The 25,539-nt window shown below is 67.4% G+C and carries 17 protein-coding genes and 2 tRNA genes; 7 read left to right on the forward strand and 12 right to left on the reverse strand.

The window, feature by feature from the left end; translation table 11 throughout:
- Nucleotides 1-12: 12 nt before the first annotated feature.
- From RVX_RS11410 to lysS, 10 genes are all read right to left on the reverse strand, one after another.
- Nucleotides 13-858, reverse strand: a complete 846-nt coding sequence (locus RVX_RS11410) for an LpxI family protein (protein ID WP_116305955.1) — start codon at nt 856-858, stop codon at nt 13-15.
- A gap of 181 nt (nt 859-1,039) precedes the next feature.
- Nucleotides 1,040-1,840, reverse strand: a complete 801-nt coding sequence (gene lpxA, locus RVX_RS11415) for an acyl-ACP--UDP-N-acetylglucosamine O-acyltransferase (RefSeq protein WP_007527378.1) — start codon at nt 1,838-1,840, stop codon at nt 1,040-1,042.
- Nucleotides 1,840-2,304 carry a 3-hydroxyacyl-ACP dehydratase FabZ gene (gene fabZ, locus RVX_RS11420; protein ID WP_007527376.1) on the reverse strand — a complete coding sequence of 155 codons (465 nt, stop codon included), beginning with the start codon at nt 2,302-2,304 and terminating at the stop codon, nt 1,840-1,842. The genes lpxA and fabZ overlap by 1 nt, the downstream gene beginning before the upstream one ends.
- 1 nt (nt 2,305) lies before the next feature.
- Entirely contained in the window at nt 2,306-3,337 is a 1,032-nt protein-coding gene (gene lpxD, locus RVX_RS11425; RefSeq protein ID WP_116305956.1) for a UDP-3-O-(3-hydroxymyristoyl)glucosamine N-acyltransferase, read from the reverse strand.
- A 10-nt stretch (nt 3,338-3,347) separates the two neighbouring features.
- Nucleotides 3,348-3,875: an OmpH family outer membrane protein gene (locus tag RVX_RS11430; RefSeq protein WP_116305957.1), complete on the reverse strand. Its 528-nt coding sequence runs from the start codon at nt 3,873-3,875 to the stop codon at nt 3,348-3,350.
- A gap of 225 nt (nt 3,876-4,100) precedes the next feature.
- Nucleotides 4,101-6,512 carry an N-acetylmuramoyl-L-alanine amidase gene (locus RVX_RS11435; RefSeq protein ID WP_116305958.1) on the reverse strand — a complete coding sequence of 804 codons (2,412 nt, stop codon included), beginning with the start codon at nt 6,510-6,512 and terminating at the stop codon, nt 4,101-4,103.
- 337 nt (nt 6,513-6,849) lie between these two features.
- Nucleotides 6,850-9,540 (reverse strand): outer membrane protein assembly factor BamA, encoded by a 2,691-nt coding sequence (bamA, locus tag RVX_RS11440; protein WP_116305959.1) that lies wholly within the window; start codon nt 9,538-9,540, stop codon nt 6,850-6,852.
- Nucleotides 9,524-10,297, reverse strand: coding sequence for an ABC transporter ATP-binding protein (locus tag RVX_RS11445; RefSeq protein WP_230404580.1), 774 nt, complete (start codon nt 10,295-10,297; stop codon nt 9,524-9,526). Before RVX_RS11445 ends, bamA begins: the two co-directional genes overlap by 17 nt.
- Nucleotides 10,294-11,571, reverse strand: coding sequence for a lipoprotein-releasing ABC transporter permease subunit (locus tag RVX_RS11450; protein ID WP_116305960.1), 1,278 nt, complete (start codon nt 11,569-11,571; stop codon nt 10,294-10,296). Before RVX_RS11450 ends, RVX_RS11445 begins: the two co-directional genes overlap by 4 nt.
- Before the next feature lie 10 nt (nt 11,572-11,581).
- Nucleotides 11,582-13,087 (reverse strand): lysine--tRNA ligase, encoded by a 1,506-nt coding sequence (gene lysS / locus RVX_RS11455; RefSeq protein WP_007527362.1) that lies wholly within the window; start codon nt 13,085-13,087, stop codon nt 11,582-11,584.
- A 274-nt stretch (nt 13,088-13,361) separates the two neighbouring features.
- On the opposite strand from lysS, the gene RVX_RS11460 reads away from it, so the two are divergent.
- The 3 genes from RVX_RS11460 to RVX_RS11470 all read left to right on the forward strand — a co-directional run bounded on the left by RVX_RS11460 (nt 13,362) and on the right by RVX_RS11470 (nt 18,427).
- Nucleotides 13,362-13,437, forward strand: a tRNA-Asn gene (locus tag RVX_RS11460).
- Nucleotides 13,438-13,889: 452 nt separating this feature from the next.
- Entirely contained in the window at nt 13,890-15,431 is a 1,542-nt protein-coding gene (locus RVX_RS11465; RefSeq protein ID WP_116305961.1) for a YeiH family protein, read from the forward strand.
- Between the two features lie 122 nt (nt 15,432-15,553).
- A complete protein-coding gene (locus RVX_RS11470) occupies nt 15,554-18,427 on the forward strand; it encodes a cation-translocating P-type ATPase (protein WP_116305962.1) in 2,874 nt (957 codons plus the stop codon).
- Nucleotides 18,428-18,563: 136 nt separating this feature from the next.
- Here the strand turns inward: RVX_RS11470 and RVX_RS11475 are convergent, their stop codons facing one another.
- Both RVX_RS11475 and RVX_RS11480 read right to left on the reverse strand, forming a co-directional pair.
- Complete coding sequence (locus RVX_RS11475) at nt 18,564-19,712, reverse strand: radical SAM/SPASM domain-containing protein (RefSeq protein WP_116305963.1); 1,149 nt, start codon at nt 19,710-19,712, stop codon at nt 18,564-18,566.
- A 34-nt stretch (nt 19,713-19,746) separates the two neighbouring features.
- Complete coding sequence (locus RVX_RS11480; RefSeq protein ID WP_230404581.1) at nt 19,747-20,442, reverse strand: methyltransferase family protein; 696 nt, start codon at nt 20,440-20,442, stop codon at nt 19,747-19,749.
- A 264-nt stretch (nt 20,443-20,706) separates the two neighbouring features.
- Between RVX_RS11480 and nhaA the strand changes: the two genes are divergently transcribed.
- From nhaA to RVX_RS11500, 4 genes are all read left to right on the forward strand, one after another.
- Entirely contained in the window at nt 20,707-22,074 is a 1,368-nt protein-coding gene (gene nhaA / locus RVX_RS11485; protein WP_116305965.1) for a Na+/H+ antiporter NhaA, read from the forward strand.
- A gap of 118 nt (nt 22,075-22,192) precedes the next feature.
- Nucleotides 22,193-22,268, forward strand: a tRNA-Asn gene (locus tag RVX_RS11490).
- A 376-nt stretch (nt 22,269-22,644) separates the two neighbouring features.
- Nucleotides 22,645-24,699 carry a methyl-accepting chemotaxis protein gene (locus RVX_RS11495; RefSeq protein ID WP_116305966.1) on the forward strand — a complete coding sequence of 685 codons (2,055 nt, stop codon included), beginning with the start codon at nt 22,645-22,647 and terminating at the stop codon, nt 24,697-24,699.
- Between the two features lie 314 nt (nt 24,700-25,013).
- Nucleotides 25,014-25,355, forward strand: coding sequence for a calcium-binding protein (locus tag RVX_RS11500; RefSeq protein WP_116305967.1), 342 nt, complete (start codon nt 25,014-25,016; stop codon nt 25,353-25,355).
- The last annotated feature ends 184 nt before the right edge of the window (nt 25,356-25,539 follow it).

Here is a 25,539-nt window from a genome sequence, read left to right on the forward strand (position 1 = left end):
CAACGACGGGCGTCAGTTGGTGACTTCGGGATCCTCACCGGCCATGAACCCTTCCGGCATGGAGATGATCGAAATGTCGTGCTTGTCGGCCAAGGCCAGGCTTTCCTCGCGGTCGAAGAACAGGGTCTTGCCCGCTTCCAGCGCAAGGCAGGTGTACCCGTAGTCGGCCAGCACCCGGATGGTGCCCGCCCCCAGCGCGGGCAGGTCGATGCGGTCGTCCTGGCCGGGCTTGACCACCTTCACGGCCACGCAGCCCTCGCCGCCCAGTTCGCCCCCACGGCGCAGGGTGGCGTCGGTGCCTTCCATGCCTTCCACGGCCACGGTCATGCCGCGCTTGACCACGATGCACTGGCCGATGTCCAGCCGCCCCAACACGTGGGCGATGGGCCAGCCGTAGCGGATGTCGGCCCATTCCTCGTCGCTGGGGGGGCGTTTGGTCAGCACGCCCTCGGGCGCGCGCAGGCCGGGCACCAGCGAGGCGGGCTGCACCACGGCAAGGCCCTCCGACTCCAGTTCGTCGATCACCGCGCGCAGGATGGCGTCGTCGCCCTTGGCCCGCAGCCGGAACAGCACCTTGGCCGCGCGCAGGTCGGGCCGCAGGTCCAGCGCGCGCGGCTTGCTGATGGCCCCGGCCAGGCACAGGCGGCGCACGCCGTTGTCGCGGAAGAAGTCGATGAGCTTGCCGAGCTGCCCCAGGTGCAGCATGGCGAAGGCGTCGGCCTCGTGCTCAAGGGCTTCGTCGGTATGGCCGTGAAAGCCGCACATGACCACGGATAGCCCTTCGGCGCGCGCGCCGCGCGCCACCAGGGCCGGAAACTGTCCCCTGCCTGCGATGATGCCGATGGATTCGTTGCTCATGCTGCTCCCGTGCGGGTCTGTGCCGTGTGCGTGTGTTTCGTGCGTATGGTTGCCGTGCCGCCGGGCGTGGCGCCGGGTTCGCGCCGCGCCTGCCGCCCTGTTCCCCCAAAAACGCCGAAGGGAGAAAGGGGCCACGGCCCGCTTTCCCCCTTCGGCGGAATGGCGATGCATTCCGGGTGGGCTATACGGCCGTTCCCTGCGCGGCGGGCAGAATGCCGCGCTCGCTGGCGCGAATGAATTCTACGAATAGAAGAACTTCGGGGTAGTTGCCAAGCTCGTATTCCAGCTGTTCCAGGGCCTCCTTGCGGGGCACCTCGGAATTCCAGATCAGCCGGTAGGCGTTCTTCAGCGCGCCGATGAGCTCGCGCGAGGCCTGCATGCGGCGCAGGCCCACCAGGTTGGGGCTGTGCACCCCGGCGCGGTGGCCCACCGCCAGCATGAACGGGGGCAGGTCCTGCGCGATGCCGCTCATGCCGCCCACGAAGGCGTGGCCGCCGATGCGCACGAACTGGTGCACGGCGGAAAGGCCGCTCATGATCACGTAGTCGCCCACGTGCACGTGCCCGGCCAGGGTCGCCCCGTTGGACATGACGATGTGGTTGCCGAGAATACAGTCGTGCGCCACGTGGGTGTAGGCCATCAGCAGGTTGTTGTTGCCGATGCGGGTCACCCCGCCGCCGCCCTCGGTGCCCCGGTGCAGCGTGGCGAATTCGCGCACGGTGTTGCCGTCGCCCATTTCGAGCACGGAGGCTTCGCCGTGGAACTTCAGGTCCTGCGGTTCGCCGCCCACGCAGGCGTAGGAGTGGATGTGGTTGCGCTCGCCCATGCGGGTGTAGCGCTTGACCGAGGCAAAGGCGTCCACGCGCGTGCCCGCGCCGATGACCACGTCCTCCTCGATGACGGCGCAGGGGCCAACCACCACGCCTTCGCCAAGCCGTGCGCTCTCGTGCACGAACGCGGAAGGATGCACCTGCGCGGCCACTACATGTCCTCCCTGTTGGTCACCGCGGCGGTCATCACCGCTTCGGCGGCCAGCTTGCCGTCCACGTAGGCGAAACCTTCCATCTTCCACAGCTTCAGCTTGTGGCGCAGCAGGCGGCAGTGCAGTTCCAGCTTGTCGCCGGGGTAGACCGGCTTGCGAAAGCGCACCGACTCGATGCCGGTGAACAGGAACAGCTTGTCCTCCACGGGGGTGTCGGTGCTTTTGACCACCAGGATGCCGCCAGCCTGGGCCAGGGCTTCCATGATCAGCACGCCCGGCATCACGGGCACGCCGGGAAAATGGCCCTCGAAGAACGGCTCGTTCATGGTCACGTTCTTGTAGCCCTTGATGTACTCGCCGGGGACATATTCCGTCACCCTGTCCACCAGCAGGAAGGGATAGCGATGGGGCAACAGGCCCAGAATCTGGCGGATGTCGAGGATGTTCTGTGCGGGGTCGGTCATATCATTCCTTGGCGGCGAGCTTTTTCAGTTCCTCAAGCTCCTTTTCGAGCTTGCCGATGCGCTTGTACATGTCGGGCAGCTTGGGCATGACGGTCAGGGTGCGCATGTAGGTGGACTTGTCCACGGCGGGCGCGCCGCCCATGGTTTCGCCGTCGGGAATGCTCTTGGCCACGCCCGACTTCGGCCCCAGGGTCACGCCGTTGCCGATGGAAAGGTGCCCGGCAACGCCCACCTGGCCCGCCATGGTCACGTCGTCGCCCACCTTGGTGGAACCGGAAATGCCCACCTGCGAGACGATGAGGCAGTTGCGCCCCATCTCCACATTATGGCCGATCTGCACCAGGTTGTCTATCTTGGTGCCATCCCCCACGGTGGTCACGCCCAGCACCGAACGGTCGATGGCGGTGTTAGCCCCCACCTCCACGTCGTTGCCAAGGCGCACGGTGCCCACTTGCGGAATCTTCTGGATGCCGAATTCGGTGCGGGCAAAGCCGAAGCCGTCGGCCCCCAGCACCGCCCCGGCGTGCAGGATGCAGCCGTTGCCGATTTCGGTTCCGGCCATCAGCACCGCGTTGGGGTACAGCAGGCAGCCCGCGCCCACGCGGCAGTCCTCGCCCACGTAGCAGCCGGGAAACAGGACGGTCCCCGCGCCGATACGCGCGCGGGGACCGATGAATGCAAAGGGATAGACGGTGCAGCCTTCGCCCAGTTCCGCCTCGGGGTGCACGAACGCCATGTCGCTCACGCCCGAAAGGCTGCCCTGCTGTTTCGCGAACAGGGCCAGGGTTCGGCCGAAGTCGAAGTAGGGATTGACGCTGATCAGGGCGCACGGAACGGAATCCGCGTGCTCTGCCGCCACGATCACCGCGCCAGCGCGCGTTGCCGCCAGCAGGTGGGTGTACTTGGGGTTCGCCAGAAAGCTCACCTCGGCGGGGCCTGCCGCCTCAAGGGTGTTCACGCCCTCGACCATGCGGTCCTCGCCGCGCAGTTCGAGTCCCAGCAGCCCCGCTATCTCGGAAAGCAGTCTGGCCATCGGCCCCCCGCTACTTCTTGCCCGCGCGGTACACGCGGTTCACTTCGTCCAGCAGTTCCTTGGTCACGTCGATGGACTTGTCGGCATGCACCACGCCCGCCGAAGCGCCGTCGAGAATCATGGTGTAGCCCTTCTTCTCGCCGTATTCCTTGGCGGCCTTCAGGATGATGGCGGCCATTTCCTGACGCACGCGCATTTCGGCGGCTTCCACCTTGCGGGCGAAGGCGCGGGTCTTGTCTTCCAGGTCGCGCTTCAGGCGGATGAACTCGACCTTCTTGTCTTCCTTGGCTTCGGAAGACAGCGCGGCGGACTGGACCTTCATGTCCTCGGCCTTCTTCTTCAGGTCGTTGGCCTGCTTTTCCAGCTGGTCCTTCTCGGCCCCGAAGGTGGTCTTCATCTTCTTCTGGGCATCCTGCGCGGCTTCGCTCTGGGAGGCGATGGCCTGCATGTTCACGATGGCGATCTTCATGTCGGCGGCGACGGCGGCGGTGGTCCAGGCAAGGACGAAAGCCACGGCCAGGATGAGAACTCTACGCATGCGAAGCGACTCCTTTAAAAACAACCTTACGGGATGATTGGCAGCCGGAAGGCCCGGCGTGTGCTTGTGGTGAGGCATGGCCCGGGGTTCGCGGCGGTTCTGGACGCCGCCCGGCGTCCGGTCCGCGCCGCCCCCGCGACGCCTGCCGCATCCCGCGCGAGGGGCGCGCGATATGCGGGGGTTCCGGTCAGTTATCCCCTTGCGGGTGGGGCGTCAAGCGGCGCGTCATCTCTGGGAAAAACGGGCAAGTTTGCGCTTGTACGAGGCCACCCCCTCGGCGACGCCGTCGGCCAGCGTGGACAGGTATTTCTCCGAGGCCAGGCGGCGCGCCTCGTCGGGGTTGGTGCAATAGCCAAGCTCCACCAGCACCGAAGGCATGCGCGCGCCCATCAGCACATAGAACGGCGCGGACCGCACGCCGTTGTCGTGGGCGGGAAAGCCGGTGCGCCGCAGCCGCCCCAGAGCCGAATCCTGCACGAAGTTGGCCACGTCGCGCGATTCCTGGGTCTTGGCGTTGAGCATGAGGTCGGTGAGGATGAATTGCAGGTCGCTGAGGCTTTTCTCGCTCACCGCGTTTTCGCGCGCAGCCACCCGGGTTGCGCTGTCCGAACGGGCAAGGTCGAGGTAGTAGGTCTCGAAGCCGCAGATGCGCGGGTCGGTGTTGGCGTTGACGTGCAGCGACAGGAACAGGTCGGCCTTCTTGTCGTTGGCGAAGGCCGTGCGCTTGTCCAGCGGCACGAACACGTCCCTGTCGCGGGTGTAGATGACCGAAAAACCCATGCGGCGCAGGCGTTCGCCCACCATCCTGGCCATCTTCAGGGTCAGGTTGCGCTCGGTGATGCCGTTGCCCATGGCCCCGGGGTCCTTGCCGCCGTGACCCGCGTCGATCATCACCGTGTGCACGGTAAGACCCAGCTGTTCCACAAGATCCTTGGGCGGCGTGGTGGGGGCGGCCTTGTCCGCCTCGCGCACGGGCACGGACACGCGCGAATCGTCGGGGCGCTGGCCATCGGGCAGCGCGGCGTCCGTCGCGCCCACCTCGATGACCACCCGGTACGGGTTGCGCACCGCCTGCACCTTGTAACGCTTCAGGGCCTTGAAATCGAGGATGACCCGGGTGTGACCGGACGAGGGCTGGTCGGAGCGCACCCGCGTCAGCAAAGCGCCGGAAACCCGCGCGCCGGGCTTCACCGCGTCGTCGGGCAGGGCTTCGGAAAAGTCGATGTACAGGCGCGGCGGACGGCCGGATGCGCCGTCCGGGGCGGCGTACTGGCTGCGCCATTCGGTTTCGCGCGAAAGCTCAATGGTGATGGTGGCCCGGTCGTTGTCCGCCCGCCACGACACCTGGCGCAGCACGGCGGGCTTGCCGCCCCTGGCGGGAGCGGCCGGGGCCTGCGGCACCTGCGCGCCTGATGCGGCGGATGCGACGGGCGCGGGCTGGGCCGCCTTGCCCGGCTGGGCGGCGGTGATGCGCGCGGCGGTCAGGTCCGCCAGCAGGGCGCGCGCCTCTCCGGCCATGTCGCCCTTGGGATAGCGGCGCAGCTGCGCCTCCAGCAACTGGTGCGCGCCGTCGGCGTCATCCAGGCGGTTGGCCCGCAGCCGCGCGGCGCGCAGCATGCAGTCGTCGGCCAGCGAATCGTCCGGGTGGGCGGCCACCACATCGTTGTAGCGGGCCACCGCCGCCGTGAAGTCGTCCTTGCGCCACGAGCGCGAGGCCAGTTCCTCCTGCGCCACGGCAACGCCGTACAGGGCATTGGGCGCCAGTTCCCCTTCGGGCGCGGCATCGCGCGCGCCTTCATACAACGCCATGACCCGCAGCCACGGTTCGCGCAGGGCGGCGCGTTTTGCGTCACCGCGCAGCGCGTCCAGTTCCTTGCGGGCCTCGGCATACAGCTTCGCGGCCTTGGCCGGGTCGCTGCGCGCGCTCTTTTTCGGCTTTGCCGCGGCCTTGGCGGCGGGCACTCCGTCGGCGGCGGAGGCCACGGCCACCCCGCCGCCGTCGGCGGAGGGATTGGCTGCACGTGCGGAAGTGCTCGCGGCATTGGCGACGGGGCCGTCGTCATCCTGCTCCAGGCGGCCGGAGCGCCCCACGGCCACCGGGGCCTTGGGCGCATCGCCCCCGGGCGCGCCGGAAAGCGAGGCCAGCAGGTCGCGCGCCGATTCGGCCATGTCGCCGCCGGGGTAGCGGGTCAGAATGGTGTCCAGCAACTTGCGGGCGTCGGCGGCATCGCCAAGGCGGTTGCCCCGGATGTCGGCCGCGTGCAGCAGGGCGTCGTCGGCCAGCACGTGCCAGGCGTATCTGGCGGCCAGCTTCTCGAAACGGCGTGCCGCGTCCTCGAAGTCCGTCTTGCGGAAGGAACGGATGGCCAATTCTTCCACGGCCAACGCGCCGTGGAACATGGCTGCGGGCACGTTGCCCCAGTTCGGGTACTGCCGGACTATCCCATCGAAGCGGCCAACCAGGCGTTCCCATGGTTCGCGCAGGGATCCGCGCCGGTCGTCCCCCTTCAGGGACGCCAGTTCCTTCTTGGCGGCCGCGTACGCCGAGGACGCATCGGCGGCCCCCGCCGGTGCGGGGAGGCCGAGGCAGCAAACGAATGTGAGGGAAAGCAGAAGGAGGGCGAAAAACCTGTGCATGTCCATTCCTGGGTTCCGCCGGGCGGCCACGGCGCAGTGCGCCGTCGGGGTCCGGTTTCGGACACCAGCGGCGGCAAACCCTACCGCAACCCCCGCCCCGTTGGCAACCCGTGCGCTCTGGTCGGGGCGCTCCGCCCGGCCAACAGGCCAGGCTGGCGGGACGGCCAAGCTTGGTCGCTTGGACAGGGGCGCCGACCATGGCCGTGCCCCGCGCTGCGGCGCGCGCCTGCCTCCCCGTCCGCACGAGAAAAGGGGCGCGGCCTTTCGCCGCGCCCCCATCATGCCTTTTCCGTGCGTCCCTGGCAGACGCTTCCGCCCCGTGGGGCGCTCACCTGGGCTAGAAGAACTGGCCCATGGAGAACTCGAAGCGGCCGTTGGTCTTGTCGCCCTCGCGGTTTTCGTCCAGCGGGTAGCCGTAGGCGAAGCGCAGGTCACCCATGGGCGAACGCCACCGCAGTTCCAGGCCGACGGACTTCTTGATCTCGTCGTCCCAGTTGAACTCGTCGCGCGAGTCGGAGTTGAAGCCCACGTCGAAGAACGGCACCAGGGCAAGGCCAAGCTCGGAATGGAACACCCAGATGTATTCCATGTTGGCGAAGGCCATGCGGTCGCCGCCGATGCGGTCGCCGCTGTCCTTGTCGCGCGGGGAGAGGTCCTTGGAGCTGTAGCCGCGGATGGAGTCGATGCCCCCGATGTAGAAGCGCTCGAACACCGGCACCTCTTCGCCGTCCTTGGTCTCCAGCACCACGCCGCCGCGTACGCGGCCGTGCAGCACGTGATTGGGGGCAAGCTGGTAGTACTGCTCGGTCTGGGCGGTGGGCTTGAAGAAGTTGTCGTCGCCCATCAGGATGCCGCCGCCGTATTCGGTGAATATTTTGGTGATGTTGCCCCGGGTCGGATTTTCCTTGCTGTCCGTAGTGTCGCGGGTGATGCGGCCGTGCACGACGCTGGACACGTTGTCGCCTTCGCGTTCCTTGATGATGTCGGCCGCGTCGTCCTCGATGTCGTACAGCTTGTAGAAGTCCAGGCGGTAGCCCCAACCCACGGTGGTGTATTCGCCGATGGGGTAGGCAAAGCGGATGGTGTTGCCGATGGTGTTCTTGCTGAAGTCCGTGTACTCGTCGCGGATGTTGTACGCGTCGTAGCCCACCGACAGATTGGTGTCGTTGTAGCGCGGGTTGGTGAACGACCACTGGTAGGCGGTGCGGCGGCCGGAGAACAGGGCCATCAGCGAGGTCTGGTAGCCCTTGCCGAACAGGTTGCGCTCCATGATGGTGCCGGACACGCCGAACTCGTAGTAGGTGGAGTAGCCGATGCCGCCGATGAGCGCGCCGGTGTTCTTCTCCTTCACCTTCACCTTCAGGTCCACTTCCTCTTCGCGCTCGGTGGGCACCAGTTCGGTGGACACGGCCTCGAAGTACTGCAGCTTGTTCAGGCGCTCGGCGCTGCGGCGCAGCTTCTTGCCTTCGAACATGTCGCCGTCGGTGATGCGCAGTTCACGCAGGATGACGTTGTCGCGGGTCTTGTCGTTGCCTTCCACCAGCGCGCGGCGAATGTACACCTTCTGCCGCTTGTTCACCGTGTAGGCCACATCCACCACGGGTTCGTCCTCGTGCTTGCGGGTGCGGGCGTTCACTTCGGCGAAGGCGTAGCCGTAGTCGGAATAGAAATCGGTAAGGGCCTTGTTGTCTTCCTGCATCACGTTGAAGCGGAAGAAACCGTCTTCCTGCTTCACGTCGTCCAGTTTGACGATCTCGGCCAGGCGGGCATCGGGCTCGATGAGGTCGCCGGCGAAGGTCACCTCGCCCAGCTTGTAGCGAGGGCCTTCCTTGATGGCGAAGGTGACGATGATGCCGTCCTCCTCATAGTCCACCTTGGGCGCGGCCACCATGGCGTCGAGATAGCCGTGGTTCATGCAGTAGGCGGTGATGGCGGCGGAATCGCGCTCGAGGTGTTCATCCTTGAGCACGCCGGACCCGGTGATCCACGAGAACATGCCGCGCTCGGAAAGCGCCAGCTGCTTCTTGAGATCGTCGGCGTCCATCTTTTCCGCGCCTTCCACGGCCACCTTCTTGATGTACAGCTTCTTGCCCTCTTCCACCTTCAGCACCAGGCTCGCGCCCGCCCCGCCAGCGCGAGATTCCACGCGGTGCGAGACCTTGGCGAGGTAGTAGCCTTCCTTGCGATAGAGTTCGGTGACCTTTTGCAGGTCCTGGGCAAGCAGCTTTTCGTTGAGGACCGAACCGGTCTTGGTGCTCATGGCGGCGAGGATGTCATCCACGTCCACCTTGTCCGAGCCCTCGACGGCAACGTTTTCGATGCGCGGCTTTTCCTTCACCGTGTAGACGAGGACAAGGCCTTCGCCGTCCTGCTCCACGTTGGCCTGCACGTCGCTGAAGTAGCCAAGGTCCCAGATGCGCTTCACTTCGCGGTTGATGGCGGCCGGGTCCACCGGGTCGCCCTTGCGGGTGGTCAGGCGCATCAGCACCACGTCGGGGTCCAGCACCTTGGTGCCGCGCACCTTGACGTCGGCCAGAGTGTTGCGGCGCAGAAGGTCCGAGGCGATGCGCTCGGCCAGTTCGTCCACGGCGGGCAGGACATTGATCAGCCCTTCCTTCTGGATGAAGAAGGGGCGCGCCGCGCGGATGCCCAGGGCGTCCACCACGCGCACGTCGATGCTGAAGCCATCGCCAACCTGGTTGAAGCTGCCGTACACGGCAACACCCGCGCCCGCGAGCACGGAAAGGTCGCGCGCCGTGGACACGTCCAGCGTGGTCACGCGCTGGTCGCGCACCAGGGCCTGCGCGTCCTTGCGGGCGATGACGTTAAGCCCGCGCGCCACAAGGCGCTGCGAGATGAGTTCCGGCAGATCGTCGTTGAGGTATTCGAGGTCCGGACCGGCATTCACCTGGAAAGGCAGGACGATGACGGTGGTATCCCTCGGCGTCTGGGCCGGAGAGGTTGCCGCGTGTGCGAGCACAAGCAGGGCCACCGCAAGGATGCGCCCCCATTTAGCGAGTCTGGTCATACAGCTCTCCGGCTCTGAGTTCTAGGCATCTGCCCATGATGTCGGCCAATTCGCGGTTGTGGGTCACGATGACGAGGGTCATGCCCAGTTCCCGGTTGAGATCAAGCAGCAGGCGCGCCACCACGTCGCCGGTGCGCGCGTCGAGATTGCCCGTGGGCTCGTCGGCCAACAGCACCTTGGGCCGCATCAGGATGGCCCGCGCTATGGCGGCGCGCTGGCGCTCGCCGCCCGACAGCGTGGTAACCCGATGCCCGGCCCTGTCGGCCATGCCGACAAGGGCCAGGGTGTCGCGCGCCCGAGCCAGGGCCTCTGCGCGCGGCATGCCCGCGATGATGGCCTGCATGGCCACGTTTTCCAACGTATCGAATTCCGGAAGCAGGTGGTGGAACTGGAAGACGAAGCCTATTTCGCGGTTGCGCAGCCGCGCCTTCTCGTCCGCAGACATGGCCCCCATGTCCCGGTCCTCAAACAACACCTGTCCCTGTGAGGGAGTATCAAGGGTACCCAGCAGATGCAAGAGGGTGGACTTGCCGGAACCGGATGCCCCGACGATGGCCACCGACTCGCCGCACCCGATGGAAAGGTCCACCCCGCGCAGGATGGTCAGTTGTTCCGCCGGGCCTTCGTATGCCTTGTCCACGCCCACCAGGCGGTACAACGGCGCGTTATTTTCGCCGGGTCCGGCATTCTTGCCGGTCGGGCCAGTCGGGCCGGTCTGTCCAGTCGGGCCGGTCATGTGGATGGTGCCGGTGCTCATTCGTAGCGCAGCGCTTCGGCGGGTTCCAGGCTGGCAGCCTGGCGCGCCGGGTAGATGGTGGCGACGAAGCACAGCAGCATGGCGCTTACGCCTATGGCCACCATGTCGGTCCATTGCAGCAGCACCGGCAGGTGGTCCAGCGAATAGACCCCGTGCGGCAGCTCGATGAACTGGTACTTCTGGAGCAGCCAGGCCACCCCCAGCCCCAGCACGTAGCCGAGCCCGGTGCCGATGGCCCCGATGACGGTGCCCTGAAGCATGAAAATGCGGCGGATCATGCCCTTGGTGGCCCCCATGGACATGAGTATGGCGATGTCGCGCGTCTTTTCCATGACCAGCATGACCAGCGTGGTGATGATGGAGAACGAGCCCACCAGCACGATGAGCACGAGAATGACGGCCATGGCGGTCTTCTCCAGCTTCAGCGCGGCGAACAGGTTGGCGTTCATCTCCATCCAGTGGCGGGTGTACAGCGGATAGCCGCCCACCGCGCGGGTGACGCGCTCCGCCACCGCATCGGCCTTGTACACGTCGTCCACGGCCAGCTCCACGCCGGAAACGGCCCCGTCCGGCAGGCCCAGCACATCGCGCGCGGCGTCCAGCGACACGAAGCCCAGCGAAGAATCGTACTCGAACATGCCGGTGGAGAACACGCCCACCACCACGAAGGGGCGGATGCGCGGGGCGAACCCGGCCGAGGTCTTCTGCCCGGCGGGCGACAGCAGGTTCACCCGGCTGCCCACCACCACGCCCAGACGCTGGGCCAGCTCCTCGCCGATGATCACGCCGGGCGGCCCCGAAGCCGTGGCAACGGCCCCTGTAGAGGACGCACCTTCGGGCGTGACGCGCGGCGCAAGGTCGGCCACGTCGCCCTTCTTCATGTTGGAAAGGATGCCCAGCACCGAAGGCGCGGTCCGGGGGTCTATGCCGCGCAGCACCAGCCCCTTCACCCCGTGGGGGGTGGAGAGCATGACTTCGGAATAAATGAACGGCGTCGCGCCGCGCACCCCTTCCACCTGCCGGATCTTGTCGATGAGATGCGGCGCGTCGGTAAGGCCGGTGCGGTCGGCGGACATGACGATGCCGTGGGCGTTGGCGCCCAGGATCTTGTCGCGCAGGTCTGTGGTGAAGCCGTTCATGACGCCCAGCACCACGATGAGCGAGGCGACGCCCAGCGCCACCCCCAGGATGGAGGTGACGGAGATGACGGAAATGAAGGTCTGCCTGCGCCTTGCGAACAGGTAGCGCAAGGCCACGAACAGTTCGAAGCTCATGCGGCGGGGCCTAGCTTTCCGGTTTCAGCAGCGGGAACAGGATGACCTCGCGGATGGAGGGCGAGTCGGTCAGCAGCATCACCAGACGGTCGATGCCCACCCCCTGCCCTGCTGCGGGCGGCATGCCGTATTCCAGGGCGCGCAGGTAGTCCTCGTCCATGAAGTGCGCCTCGGCGTCGCCCGCTTCCTTTTCGGCCACCTGGTCCATGAAGCGCATGCGCTGGTCCACGGGGTCGTTCAGTTCGGAGAAGGCGTTGCCCAGTTCGCGGCCGGTGATGAACAGTTCGAAGCGGTCCGTCACGTCGGGCCGCTCGTTGTTGCGGCGCGACAGCGGCGAGATGTCCGTGGGATAATGATAGATGAAGGTGGGCTGGATCAGCTTGCCCTCCACGTCGAGGTCGAACAGCTTGGCCTGCAGCTTGGCCATCTTCTCGCCGTCCACCACCTTTTCGCCCCGTTCGCGGATGTACTTTCGCACCGCTTCGTAGTCGTTGTAGAATTCCGGCTTGTGCCCGCCGATCTTCTCCAGCGAATCGTGGAACGAAAGGCGCGTCCAGCGGCCGGGGGTCAGATCCACTTCCTGTCCCTGGTAGGTGACCACGTACGAGCCGCACACCTTTTCCGCCACGTGGGCGAACAGTTGCTCGGTGAGGTCCATGAGGTCCTCGAAGGTGGCGTAGGCCCAGTAGAACTCACACATGGTGAATTCCGGGTTGTGCCGGGTCGAGATGCCTTCGTTGCGGAAGTTGCGGTTGATCTCGAACACCTTCTCGAACCCGCCCACCAGCAGGCGCTTCAGGTACAGCTCTGGCGCGATGCGCATGTACAGCTGCATGTCCAGCGCGTTGTGGTGGGTGATGAACGGCATGGCCGTGGCGCCGCCGGGAATGGGCTGCATCATGGGGGTTTCCACCTCCATGAAGCCCTTTTCCTCCAGGAAGCGGCGGAACTCGCGCACGATCAGGGTGCGCTTGCGAAAAATCTCGCGCGTGCGCGGCGTGACGATGAGGTCCACGTAGCGCTGGCGGTAGCGGGTCTCCACGTCCTTCAGGCCGTGGTACTTTTCGGGCAGGGGCCGGATGGACTTGGTGAGCAGGGTGCACTGGTCGCACGACAGGGTCAGTTCGCCCGTCTTGGTGCGGAACAGCGTGCCGGAAACCCCAAGAATGTCACCGATGTCCAGCTTCTTGAAGTTGCGGTAGGGGTCGTCGCCCAGCACTTCGCGCGCGGTGTAGCACTGCAGGCGGCCGCTCTTGTCCATCAGGTGGAAGAAGGTCACCTTGCCGAACGAGCGCAACGAGACGATGCGCCCCGCGCAGGTGAAGCGTGCGTCGACGTTCTCCAGTTCCTCGGCGGTCAGCCCTTCGTACTCGGCCGAAATGGCCGCCACGTCGTGCTGCTTCACGAAGCCATTGGGGTACAGGGAAACGCCGTCGTCCAGCAGTTCGCAGGATTTGACCACCCGGTTCTTGACGACTTCGTTCAGTTCGTCGCGGGCTTCTAGGCTTTCGAGCATGGGCATGAAATATTCCGCCCGCTCGGACTTGGTGGCAAGCTTGATCTTCTTGCGCTTGGACTGTTCCTGACTGCTCAAGGACGTTCTCCGTGGACCTGTTGATTCTGCCGTCTGCCGGACTGCTACGGGTATGCCAATTGAGTGCGGCAGTCAAGAAACGCCCAAGGCGGCAGTTCGTCAACCGTTTTTTCGCGCTGCGCGATTTTTCGCTTGACCGTCCGGCCCGTTGCGGGTACTTCACCCTCCGCGCCGGAAAACGTCCGGCGCTCCACGTTCCCCGGTGGCTCAATTGGCAGAGCGGGTGACTGTTAATCACTAGGTTGGCGGTTCAAGTCCGTCCCGGGGAGCCAGAACGCACAGGGCGCATGACCACGGTCATGCGCCCTTTCGCGTCGCCCCCTGCCCTGCACGCGGATCGGGCAGCCGGGCAAGTGCTGGACATCATGCCGCGCATTTAATATCAATGTATCAATAGGCAAAGTTTTGGCGGGGCCTCGCCGTTCCGCCCACACCGCGCCGCACCCTTCCCCACGCGCCTCGTTCGCGCCCTTCCCCGTCCAGTGCGGCCGCGTCCACCACGCGCGCCACCCGCGCGCCACCCGCCCGCAGGCTACGCCCATGTGGTCCATGCCGCGCGCAACCGGACAAGGAGGAAGCTGCCCACCCCACCGCCCCGTCGCCCCCGCTCCGCGCCGTCGCCCCGTTCCGGGCCGTCGCCATTGACGCGGAGCACGTGCTCGGAGGCGGCAGCCTTTGGATTCCACACGCTTCACCCACCGCAAGACACGGAGGAGGACTTCGTATGGCTGGGGAAAACAAGCTGGGGATTTCCGTACTCTGGAAGACCGAGGACTGGCTGGCCGTCTGGCTTGGCTTTCTGATCATCATCCTGATCCTCGGCGGTCTCACCGTCACCCTTCCCAAGTTCAAATGGACCACCGACGGCGAATTCGCCCAACTCGCGGAGCGCAAGGCCCCCGAGGTGACGGCGTTCGCCCTGCAGGCCACCCAGAAGGGCGAGGCGGGAGTGGCCACGTCGGCCGCCCTGCTTCAGGCCGCCCTTGCGGGCAAGGACCGCAAGGCCATCGGCGATGCCGCCAAGGCCATGGCCGACGCCGCCAAGGCCGCCAAGGACAAGGACATCAAGAAGAAGGGCGGCGCAATCGCCAAACTCCTGGGGGACAACGCGGGCGCGCTGCTGCCCAAGGTGTTCGCCGCAGCCAACCTCACCGGTTCCCTCACCCTGATGGTGGGCCTGCTGGCGGTGGCGTCGCTGGGCATCGTGCTGCTGGGACGCAACATCGGCAGCTTTCTGGTGGGCTTTCCCGTGGTGTTCGTGCTGGCGTGGCTGGCCCAGTTCATCGCGGGCAACTTCACCATCAACGACTACGGCATCGAGTACGTGCTGTGGTGCCTGTTCCTGGGACTTGCCGTCAGCAACATCCTCGGCCTGCCGCAATGGATGCGCCCGGCGGTGCAGACCGAGTACTACATCAAGACGGGCCTGGTCATACTGGGCGCGGGCATCCTGTTCGGCGAAATCGTGCAGGCCGGGATGTACGCCATCGTGCAGGCCCTGCTGGTGATCACCGTCGTCTGGTACTTCACCTTCTGGCTGTGCAAGAAGCTGGACATCGACGATGAATTCTCGGCCATGCTCTCCTCGGCCGTGTCCATCTGCGGCGTGTCGGCGGCCATCGCCACATCCGGCGCGGTGCGGGGCGACCCCAAGAAGCTCTCGTACGTCACCTCGGTGGTGCTCATCTGCGCGGTGCCCATGATGGTGCTGCAACCCATCATCGCCAAGATGACCGGAATGCCCGACCTGGTGGCGGGCGCGTGGATGGGCGGCACCCTCGACACCTCCGGTTCGGTGGTGGCGGCGGGCGCGCTGGTGAGCGAAACGGCCATGAAGATCGGCGTCATCGTCAAGATGGGCCAGAACGTGTTCATCGGCTTCGCCGCGTTCTTCCTGGCCGTGTGGTGGGCCTACAAGGAATCGGCTCACCTGCCCGGCGGGCAGAAGCCCAGCGCCATGGAGATATGGGACCGCTTTCCCAAGTTCGTGCTGGGATTCATGGCCGCTTCGGTGCTGTTCTCGTTCTTCCTGCCCGGAGACATGGTCAGCGCCACCAAGTCCACCCTCAGCGGGCTGCGCACCTGGTGGTTCGCCCTGGCCTTCACCTGCATCGGGCTTGAAACGCGCTTCAGCGAACTGGCCAGCCTTGGCGGCGGCAAGCCCGCCCTGGCCTTCCTCATCGGCCAGGGGGTGAACATCATCTGGACGCTGGTGCTCGCCTACCTGATCTTCGGCGGCACGCTGTTCCCGCCGCCGCCCATGTAACGGACCATGCAACGCGTCCGCATGTCCGCGCCAGCGTTGCGGGCATGCGGCCAGACGAAATACCGCGCCGGGGGCTTGCCGTCCCCGGCGCGCACCACGCCACCCCCGCACGGGAGCGCATCATGACCCAACCAGCATGGCACGCCATGGCCACGGACGACGCCGCGCGCACCCTGGGCACGGACCCGGCGCGCGGCCTTTCCGCCGCCGAGGCGGCCGCCCGCCTTGAACGCCACGGCCCCAACGAACTGACCCACGAGGAACGCGCCTCGCCCCTGCGCATGTTCCTGGGCCAGTTCGCCAACGTGCTGATCGTCATCCTGCTGGCGGCGGTGGCCCTTTCCGCCGCCGTGGGCGAGGTGGTGGACGCGGCCATCATCCTGGTCATCGTGCTGTTCTGCGCGGTGCTCGGCTTCGTGCAGGAATACCGAGCGGAGCAGGCCCTGGACGCCCTGAAGAAGATGCTTTCCCCCACCACCGGCGTGCTGCGCGACGGCGCGGAGGCGCGCATTCCCTCGGCGCAGGTGGTGCCCGGCGACATCGTGCTGCTGGAGGCGGGCGACCGCGTCCCGGCCGACGCGCGGATCATCGAATCCCATTCCCTGCGCTGCGACGAGGCCCCCCTGACCGGCGAATCGGCGCCCGTGGGCAAGTCCACCGACCCGGTGCCCGAAGATGCGGGCACGGCCGACCAGCGCAACATGGCCTTCACGGGCACCACCGTCACCTACGGGCGGGGGCGCGCCGTGGTCACGTCCACGGGCATGGAGACCGCCTTCGGGCAGATAGCGCGCGAGGTGGCCACCGTGGAAACGGTGAAGACCCCGCTGGAAAAGCGCACCGAAGAAATCGGCAAGTGGCTGGGCATCATCGCCCTGACCATCTGCGTGCTGGTGGCCGGGTTCAGCATCGCGCGCGAGGCCTTGCACGGCAAGGTCGACTTCGCCTTCATCGTGTCCATGATCATGTTCGCCGTGTCGCTGGCCGTGGCCGCCGTGCCCGAGGCGCTGGCGGCCATCGTCACCGGGGCGCTGGCCATCGGCATGCGCCAGATGGCCCGGCGCGGGGCGCTGGTGCGGCGCATGCCCGCCGTGGAGACGCTGGGCTGCACCACGGTGATCTGCACCGACAAGACCGGCACCCTGACGCGCGGCGAAATGACCGTGCGCGCCATCTTCACGCTGCCCGACACCGCCGCGCCCGGTTCGGCGGACGGCGGCGAGACCGAGGTCACCGGATCGGGCTATGAACCCAGGGGCGGCCTGCGCCACGCCGGGCAGGCCGCGCAAACCGCCGCCGGTCCGCCCCCGCGCGAGGTGCAGGCATTGCTGCTGGCGGGCCTGCTGTGCAACGACGCGGACCTGCTGCCCCCCGGCGACGCCGGGCAGTGGGCCATCCGGGGCGACCCCACCGAGGCGGCGCTGGTGGTGGCCGCGCTGAAGCTGCGCGCGCCCGGCGCCGGAAACGCCGCGGCGGATTGCCCCGCGTGGCTGGCCGCCGGAGACCAGACGCCCGACGCCGGATGCGCCCTGCCCGTGCGGGCGGCCAACCCGCGCGTGGAGGAATTTCCGTTCAGTTCGGAACGCAAGCGCATGACCACCCTGCACGAGCTTTCGGCGCAGGCGGCCCTGGTGGCGGGCGCGCCGCTCGCGGCCTTCATGAAGGGCGCGCCGGAAGTGGTGCTGGCCCGGTGCGAGCGGGTGCTCTCCGGCGGCGAGGTACGTCCCCTGACGGACGCGGACCGCGCCGCCGTGATGGCTGCGGCCGAGGGCATGGCGGGCCGCGCCCTGCGCGTGCTGGCCCTGTCCATGCTGCCCCTGGAAGGCCACCCCGGCGCGCAGCCGATGACCGAGGACGCGGCAGAGCACGGCCACGTGCTGCTGGGTCTTGCGGGCATGATGGACCCGCCCCGCGACGAGGCCAGGGACGCCGTGGCCACCTGCCGCAAGGTGGGCATCCGCCCGGTGATGATCACCGGCGACCACCGCCTGACGGCAGAGGCCGTGGCCCGCGAGATCGGCATCCATGGCGAGAATGACATGGTGCTCACCGGCGACGGGCTGGCCGCGCTGGACGACGCCACCTTCGCGGGCATGGTGGACAGGGTCAGCGTGTACGCCCGCGTCTCGCCCATGGACAAGCTGCGCATCGTCAAGGCGTGGAAGGCGCGCGGCGACGTGGTGGCCATGACCGGCGACGGAGTGAACGACGCCCCGGCCCTGAAGCAGGCCGACATCGGCGTGGCCATGGGCATCACCGGCACCGAGGTGGCGCGCGAGGCGGCGGACATGGTGCTGACCGACGACAACTTCGCCTCCATCGTGAAAGCCATCGAGCTTGGCCGGTGGATTTACGACAACATCAAAAAATACCTCACGTTCCTGCTGCGCTGCAACATCACCGAGGTGGCCGTCATCGGCGGCACGGTGCTGCTGCTGGGGCCGGAATACCTGCCCCTGCTGCCCGCCGCCATCCTGTACATCAACCTGGCCACGGACGGCCTGCCCGCGCTGGCCCTGGGCGTGGCCCCGCCGGATCCGGACATCATGGACCGCCCCCCGCGCGACCCGCGCGAAAGCGTGTTCACCAAGGACGTGATGACTTTCGTGCTGCTGGCCGTATGCATAGAGATTCCGCTGTTCTTCGGCCTGTTCCTGCACGACCTGTCGGACATCGAGGCCGCACGGACAGAAATGTTCTTTTTGTTCATCATCATAGAGATGATCATCGCGCTGAACTTCCGTTCCATGCGTTTCAGCATCGTGCAGGCCCCGCCGCACGGCTGGCTGCTGCTGGCCATCGCATGGGAGATGGCGCTGATCGCCGTGCTGATGCAGTTCGCCCCGGTGCGCGAGGCGTTCGGCATCCACATGCCGGATGCACGCACCATCGCCATCATCGCCGCGTTCGGCGCGGTGGTGTTCGCCTCCATGGAGGTGGCCAAGGTGTTCATTCGCAGGCGCATGGGGGGGCAAGGCGGGGCGGCGCGGGGCTGACGCAGGCGCATGGCGGGCTGCGGAAGGCCGGGCGGCGGAGGTTGCCGAAGGGGGACGCCGGGTACGGGCTGGCGCGGCCACGCATGGCCGCGCACGAGCAAGAACGCACGGACACGTGCGGTCAGCGAAAACCGGTTCAGTGCACCCGCAGCTTGATGCATCCCTCGCAGGGCGGGGGCGGCGCGCCGCGCGCGTGGGCGGCGCGAAAGGCCGCGTAGGCCGGGCGCTGCCACACCTCGGCCAGGGTTGCGTCCGCCACGCTGCCAAAAAACATGCGTTGCGCCGTCACCTCGTTCGTGCCGTCACGCGCCCGGCCGCCGCACCTGGGCAGCGCCGCGAACACGCACGGGGCCACCATGCCGTCCACGGTGACCACTGCGGCGCGGCCCACGTTTTCGGTGCAGCAGGCATCCCCCTCGCGCGCCGCCAGCGCGTGCAGCATGTCTTCGGGAATATCCCAGAGTTCCGGCGGGCTGCTCCCCGGCGAGAGCGGGTGCTCGCCCCGCGCGGGCGCGTCCATGACCTCGCCCGGCGCGTGATGCCCGGCGGGTTGCGGCAGCCGCCAGACCATGCGGATGCCCGCCGCGCGCGCCGCGGCCTCCGCCCGTTCCAGCCTGCGGCGCAGCGCGGCCAGTTCCTCCGCGCCCGCATGGGCGAAGGATTCACCGGCCAGTTCCGGCGCGGTCACGTGGTCCAGGGTGGACACCACCACCGTTTCCACGCCGCGCCCCCGCAGCAGCGCGGGCAGCCCCTCCGGGCCGTCGGCGTCCGAGCGCAGCAGCATGTAGGCAAGATGCACGCCGGGCAGCGCGCCGCCCGCGCGGGCCTTGGCCTCGCGCAACCTGTCCAGCGCCTCCAGCACCCGGGCCACGGGCGCGCCGCGCCGCACCGCATCGTTGCGCGGGCCGGTTCCCGCCAGCGACAGGGCCACCATGTCCACCCCGGCGGCCACCAGCGTCCGGGCCATGTCCGCGTCCAAATGCATGCCGTTGGTGGTCAGCCCCACCTCGTAGCCCGCCGCCACGGCCTCGGCCAGCATGTCCGGGTAGCGGGGGTGCAGCAGCGGTTCGCCCCACCCTTGCAGATGCACGCGGCGCGCGCCCCGGCAGGCGTGCAGCACCCGCCGGAAGAGCGCCTGCGGCATGTCCGCGTCGCGCCAGCCGTTCCCGCAGGCGGTGCGCGGACAATAGGCGCACGCCGCGTCGCAGCGGGTGGTCACCTCCACCTGCACCCAGTCCCAGCGGGGTCGGCGGGGACGGAACAGCGCGCGCAAGGCAGGGAACATGGTTCCCCTCCTGTTCAGTCGTGACGATGGGGGGCTACCCGCCGCGCGTGCGGAACGGATTGGGCCACAGGCGGTTCACCCGCATGGCGTAGCCGTCCCATTCCTCGCCGAAACGGGCGGCCAGGAACGACTCCTCCACCACGATGGTCTCGCGGAACAGCGCCCACGCCACCACCGGTCCGGCCAGCATGGGCCACGAGGCGAAGCACAGGGCGATGCCCGGCAGGATGCCCAGGATCCACCCGGCATAGATGGGGTTGCGGGTTATCCGATACGGGCCGCCGGTGACCAGCCGCCCCTCCTGGCGGCCCGGCTTCAGCTCCGCCCAGGCGCGGCGCACGGTCAGCGTGCCCAGCAGCAGGGCGCACAGCCCCATGAGCGCCCAGGCCCAGTGGGGCAGCATTTCCATGCCGAAAGGCCCCGGCAGGGCCAGGGTAAGCCCCGCCCCGCCAAGCTGCGCCAGCAATGCGGGCACCACGATGCGCGGCCCCGCGCCCCACAGCGAAAGCTCCTCCTGCCCCGCCCCCTCGGCGCGTTCGTCTTCGGGGGTGGGCGTCACGCGGGGGATGGTAACGTCCAGACCGTTTGCCTGCGCGCCGGGCCCCAACAGGACAGCCACGTCGCGCGGCGGCTCCGGAATTTCCCGGCCATGCCCGCCGGTTTCGCCAGTGTCGCCGGGCGGCAGGGAAGAAGAACCCTCGTGCGCGAGTTCAAGAGATTCATGCTTCATGGCGGCGCCTCCGTGCGGAAGGGTTTTCCACGTCTGCAGCATAGCCGAACCAGGCGGCATCAGGGAAGCCCCGGACGACTCCGCTGGCCGTATTTTCCGCATTTATCCAGGCAGCGGCGCGCATGCCGCGCCACGCCGACACTGCCGCCATGCACCTGCATGGAACTGCTGCAGGAAGCAGATTTCAAGATTATTTTTCTTGACTGTACGCAACTCGCGCATATTATATTCAATTGAACCAATAAAAGACCACAAGGATACTCCATGACGCACGACACCGGTCACGACCTGCGCGCCTCATACGCACGTCCCGCGACCCCTGCCGATCGCCTGCTCGACCCCTTCCGTTCCTTCATGCGCATCGAGGCCGCCAGCGGATTGCTGCTGCTTGCCTGCACCGTACTTGCGCTCATCGCCGCGAATTCCCCCCTTGGCCCGGCCTGGCAGTCCTTCTGGCAGCACCCCTTCGCCGTGGGGCCAGAGGGCTTCGAGTTGCGCAAGCCGCTGATCCTCTGGGTCAACGACGGCCTGATGGCCATCTTCTTCTTTCTGGTGGGCCTGGAAATAAAGCGCGAAATGCTGGCCGGAGAGCTGGCCTCGCCCGCGCAGGCCCTGCCGCCCGTGCTGGCGGCCGTGGGCGGCATGGCCGTCCCGGCGCTGCTCTACCTTGCCTTCAACCTGGGGCACCCTTCCGGCATCGCGCAGGGCTGGGCGGTGCCCATGGCCACGGACATCGCCTTCGCCCTCGGCGTGCTCTCGCTGGCGGGCGACAGGGTGCCCCTGTCGGTGAAGGTGTTCCTGACCGCGCTGGCCATCGCCGACGACATCGGCGCGGTGCTGGCCATCGCCCTGTTCTACACGGCGGACATTTCTCTGGCGGCGCTGGGCATCGGGTTCGCCGGGCTGGCCGTGGCCGCGCTGGGCAACCGGCTTGGCGTGGTGCGCACCCTGTTCTACGTGCTGGCGGGCGCGGTGACGTGGGTGGCCTTTCTGAAGTCGGGCGTGCATGCCACGGTGGCGGGCGTGCTGCTGGCCTTCTGCATTCCCGCCCATGCGCGAGCCACCCCCGGCGACCTCGTTGATGCGGCACGGCGGCTGCTGGACATGGTGGAACGCGGCGACGCCGACGCCCGCCTGCTGGCCGATGGCCAGCGCCACGCCGCCGTGGAAGCCATGGAAACCGCCGCCCGCCATGCCTCCGCACCCCTGCTCCGGCTGGAGCACGCCCTGACCCCATGGGTGGCCTGGGGCATCATGCCGGTATTCGCCCTGGCCAATGCCGGGGTGGCCATCAATGCGGACCTGCTGGGGGGCCTTGGCAACCCGGTGACGATGGGCGTGGCCGCCGGGCTCTTTTTCGGCAAGCAGTTGGGCGTGCTGGCCGCCGTGTGGCTGCCGGTGAAGCTGGGCCTGGCCCGCCTGCCCAGGGACATGACCTGGCGACACGTGTACGGCGTGGCCCTGCTGGCGGGCATAGGCTTCACCATGGCCCTGTTCGTGGCGCAACTGGCCTATGCCGACGCGCGCACCCTGGACTACGCCAAGGTGGGCATTCTTGCCGCCTCGCTGGTGGCTGGCGTATGCGGCTGGCTGGTGCTGCGCGCCGCTCCGCCAGCCCCGGCCGGGAACTGATGACGGCAACGGACGCGCCCCGCCACCGGCCGGACCGCCATCGCGAAACTGCGGGCTCGCGCTTGACAAAGACGCCACTTCACCATACACACCTTCTTCGCCGTAACCACGGCCACGTTCCCCGGTGGCTCAATTGGCAGAGCGGGTGACTGTTAATCACTAGGTTGGCGGTTCAAGTCCGTCCCGGGGAGCCAGAACGTACAGGGCGCATGACCACGGTCATGCGCCCTTTTCGCATGTCCTTCCGGGCGTTGCGGACGGCACGCCCAACCGCAAGGCCACGCCCGTGTCCATCGCAGCGCCCGTCGCGCGAAGCTCCACGGCCTTCTTCCGCCCACGGGCGTCTCCCCGCGCCTGCCTTTACACTTTTCCTCCCGCCTTCACGGAAATGCGCCGGAACTGCATCGTACCGGAACGCATAACAATCCACCGATTATTGACATGCCACACCAAAAGCCGCGAGCGATTACGCACAACACAAGCCTATAGACACTACTCGAAGTGCAATGTTAGATACAAGACCAATCCGCACATGACACACTCACCTACCGAACCAGAGAGAGGGCAGACATGGTCTCGCAGAGCATTCGCACTGCCATGCTGGTCATCATCGGGGGCGTCGTACTGCTGATACAGTCGGCCCTGATCGTGATGGTGGCCAAATCCAGCTTCGACGAAGGCATGGCTTCCAGAAGCCACGAAATGACCCTGATGGCCAACACCATCTCCAAGTCGGCCTCGGATTTCGGCTTGCGCCAGGTGGACATGATGCGCGGCACGTCCAGGGTGCCGGTGCTGCGCCAGTTCCTGCAGGGGGACACGGCCCTGGAAGGCGCGGCGGCAGAGGTCATCACCTCCATGTCACTGGCCGCGCCGGGGGTGAACACCTTCTACCTGTTCAACGCGCAGGGCAGCCAGGTCATCCTGCGGGCGCAGGGCAAGCCGGGCAAGCCCAACCTTCTCGCCGACCGCGAATACATCAAGGCGGCCCTGGCCGGTAAGGAGGGCTACAGTTCCTCCCCCACCAAAAGCCTGGCCACGGGCAAGCTCATCGTCAGCGTAACCGCGCCCATTTTCGACGAGGCGGGCAAGGTGCTCGGCGGGGTGGGCATGTCCTACGCCATCGACGGCCTTGTGGCCAACTATGTGGAATCCGTGAAAATCGGGCAAACAGGCCATCCCTTCTTCCTTTCGCCCAAAGGCATCGTCATCGGCCATCCCGACGACACGCTGATCCTCAAGGACATCTCCGCCGAACCCGGCATAGCCGCCATGATCGCCGCGCCGCAGGGCCAAGGCACCTTTACCCGCAACGGTCGCGAAGTGATGCTGACCTGGACCCGCGTGCCCAACTGGAACTGGATTCTCGGCGTGACCATGGACATGGACGAAATCGCCGCGCCCGCCGTGGAGCAGCGCAACCACATGATCACCCTGGGCGTGGTGGCGGTGCTGGCACTCATCGGGGTCAGCCTGTTCGCCCTCGACCGCATGGCCGTGCGGCCCATCAAGCAGTTGGAAGCCTACGCATCGGACGTGGCGGCGGGCAACCTGGACAACACCCTGCACCTTTCCCAGCGCAACGAGATCGGCAAGCTGGCCGACAGCCTGCGCACCATGGTCACCAGCCTGAAGGGCAAGATCGCCGAGGCGGACGAGAAGACCCGCATGGCCAATGAGGAATCCGGCCGGGCGGCCAAGGCCGGGCGCGAGGCGGAAGAAGCCCGCGCCGCCGCCGAGCGCGCCCGCGCCGAAGGCATGTTGCAGGCCGCGGCCAAGCTGGAAAGCGTGGTGGAAATCGTCACCTCCGCGTCAGAAGAACTTTCCGCGCAGGTCGAGCAGTCCAGCAAGGGGGCGGAAGGCCAAAGCGCCCGCGTGGGCGAGACGGCCACCGCCATGGAGGAAATGAACGCCACGGTCATCGAGGTGGCCCGCAACGCCTCGCAGGCCGCCGAATCGGCCGAGAACGCCAGGGGCAGGGCCGAGGACGGGGCCACCGTGGTCACCGACGCGGTGCGCAGCATCGGTGAGGCGCAGACCCAGGCGATGTCCCTGAAGGAGGACATGCAAACCCTGGGGGCGCAGGCCGAGGGCATCGGCCAGGTGATGAACGTGATCAGCGACATCGCCGACCAGACCAACCTGCTGGCCCTGAACGCGGCCATCGAGGCGGCCCGCGCCGGGGATGCCGGGCGCGGCTTTGCCGTGGTGGCCGACGAGGTGCGCAAACTGGCCGAAAAGACCATGAACGCCACCCGCGAGGTGGGCGACGCCATCCGCAACATCCAGCACGGCACCCGCCGCAACATCGACAACGTGGAGCAGGCTGTGCACCTCATCGACAACGCCACGGGGCTCGCCAACAAGTCCGGCGACGCGCTGCAGGCCATCGTGCAACTGGTGGAGGTGACCTCGGAGCAGGTGCGTTCCATCGCCACGGCGGCGGAGCAGCAGTCGGCCACCAGCGAGGAAATCAACCGTTCCATCGAGGACATCAGCCGCATCTCGGCCGAAACCTCCGACGCCATGCGCCAGTCGTCCCTGGCCGTGACCGAACTGGCCCGCCAGTCGCAGGCCATGAAGGCGGTCATCGATGCCATGAAGCAGGAAGCCACGGCCGCGTAAGCAGCCGCACCGGACATCCAGGCGCTGAAGGCCGGGACGACGGGGAATGCCCGTGTTCCGGCCTTTTTTCGCCCCTTTTCCGCCATGTCGGCGTGCCCCGGGAGGCATTGCCCCCCGTGCGCGCGGCGACAGGCGCGGCCTTCACGCCGCCGCCATGCCCCCTGCGATCATGCGGCCCTGCGCTTGCCGCTGTTGACCAACACCGCCACGGGCCTATACATGGCGGTACGGACCACGCACCGCGCCCCCCCCGGCGCACCCACCTCACGGGGGCGCGTGCCCGAGCCCGCAACCCGAAGCCCGCAGGAGGCACCATGAAACGCATCATTCCGGCCGCCGTGCTGCTGCTGTGCGCCGCCACGGCCCAGGCCGACGACAAGTTCTCCGCCATGGACAAGGACGGCAACGCCAGCGTGACCTGGGAGGAATTCTCCGCCGCGTTCCCGCAGATGAAGAAGCCCGCCTTCGACGCCATCGACACCGACACCAGCGGAGCCCTCTCGCACGAGGAATGGGACGCCTTCCGCGCCCATCACGGCCAGGGCGGCATGGGCATGGGCGGCAGCATGGGGCCCAAGGACATGCAGGGCAAGGAAATGCCCAAGGGCATGGGCGGCATGGGGTCCACCCCGCTGGTACAGCCCCCCTCCAAGTAGCCTCCGCGTGCCGGGGCCGCGCGCCGTGCCGGCGCGGGCACGCCCCAGGCAGGCGCAGGGCGTACGACGCGATACGGGCCGGTATGACACCGGCCCGTTCCTTTTGCCCGACGGCGGAAATTTCGGAAAACCCCGCACACCTCCACGGCCCGGCCACACCCGCCCGGACACACCCGCCCGGACA

This window comes from Nitratidesulfovibrio sp. HK-II, assembly GCF_003402415.2.
Lineage (GTDB): Bacteria > Desulfobacterota > Desulfovibrionia > Desulfovibrionales > Desulfovibrionaceae > Cupidesulfovibrio.

Excerpts from the sequence above, each read along its gene's own strand:
- RVX_RS11410 (WP_116305955.1), bottom strand. The coding sequence starts at position 858 with ATGAGCAACGAATCCATCGGCATCATCGCAGGCAGGGGACAGTTTCCG.
- fabZ (WP_007527376.1), bottom strand. The coding sequence starts at position 2,304 with ATGACCGACCCCGCACAGAACATCCTCGACATCCGCCAGATTCTGGGC.
- lpxD (WP_116305956.1), bottom strand. The coding sequence starts at position 3,337 with ATGGCCAGACTGCTTTCCGAGATAGCGGGGCTGCTGGGACTCGAACTG.
- RVX_RS11430 (WP_116305957.1), bottom strand. The coding sequence starts at position 3,875 with ATGCGTAGAGTTCTCATCCTGGCCGTGGCTTTCGTCCTTGCCTGGACC.
- RVX_RS11435 (WP_116305958.1), bottom strand. The coding sequence starts at position 6,512 with ATGCACAGGTTTTTCGCCCTCCTTCTGCTTTCCCTCACATTCGTTTGC.
- bamA (WP_116305959.1), bottom strand. The coding sequence starts at position 9,540 with ATGACCAGACTCGCTAAATGGGGGCGCATCCTTGCGGTGGCCCTGCTT.
- RVX_RS11445 (WP_230404580.1), bottom strand. The coding sequence starts at position 10,297 with ATGAGCACCGGCACCATCCACATGACCGGCCCGACTGGACAGACCGGC.
- RVX_RS11450 (WP_116305960.1), bottom strand. The coding sequence starts at position 11,571 with ATGAGCTTCGAACTGTTCGTGGCCTTGCGCTACCTGTTCGCAAGGCGC.
- lysS (WP_007527362.1), bottom strand. The coding sequence starts at position 13,087 with ATGCTCGAAAGCCTAGAAGCCCGCGACGAACTGAACGAAGTCGTCAAG.
- RVX_RS11465 (WP_116305961.1), top strand. The coding sequence starts at position 13,890 with ATGGCTGGGGAAAACAAGCTGGGGATTTCCGTACTCTGGAAGACCGAG.
- RVX_RS11470 (WP_116305962.1), top strand. The coding sequence starts at position 15,554 with ATGACCCAACCAGCATGGCACGCCATGGCCACGGACGACGCCGCGCGC.
- RVX_RS11475 (WP_116305963.1), bottom strand. The coding sequence starts at position 19,712 with ATGTTCCCTGCCTTGCGCGCGCTGTTCCGTCCCCGCCGACCCCGCTGG.
- RVX_RS11480 (WP_230404581.1), bottom strand. The coding sequence starts at position 20,442 with ATGAAGCATGAATCTCTTGAACTCGCGCACGAGGGTTCTTCTTCCCTG.
- nhaA (WP_116305965.1), top strand. The coding sequence starts at position 20,707 with ATGACGCACGACACCGGTCACGACCTGCGCGCCTCATACGCACGTCCC.
- RVX_RS11495 (WP_116305966.1), top strand. The coding sequence starts at position 22,645 with ATGGTCTCGCAGAGCATTCGCACTGCCATGCTGGTCATCATCGGGGGC.
- RVX_RS11500 (WP_116305967.1), top strand. The coding sequence starts at position 25,014 with ATGAAACGCATCATTCCGGCCGCCGTGCTGCTGCTGTGCGCCGCCACG.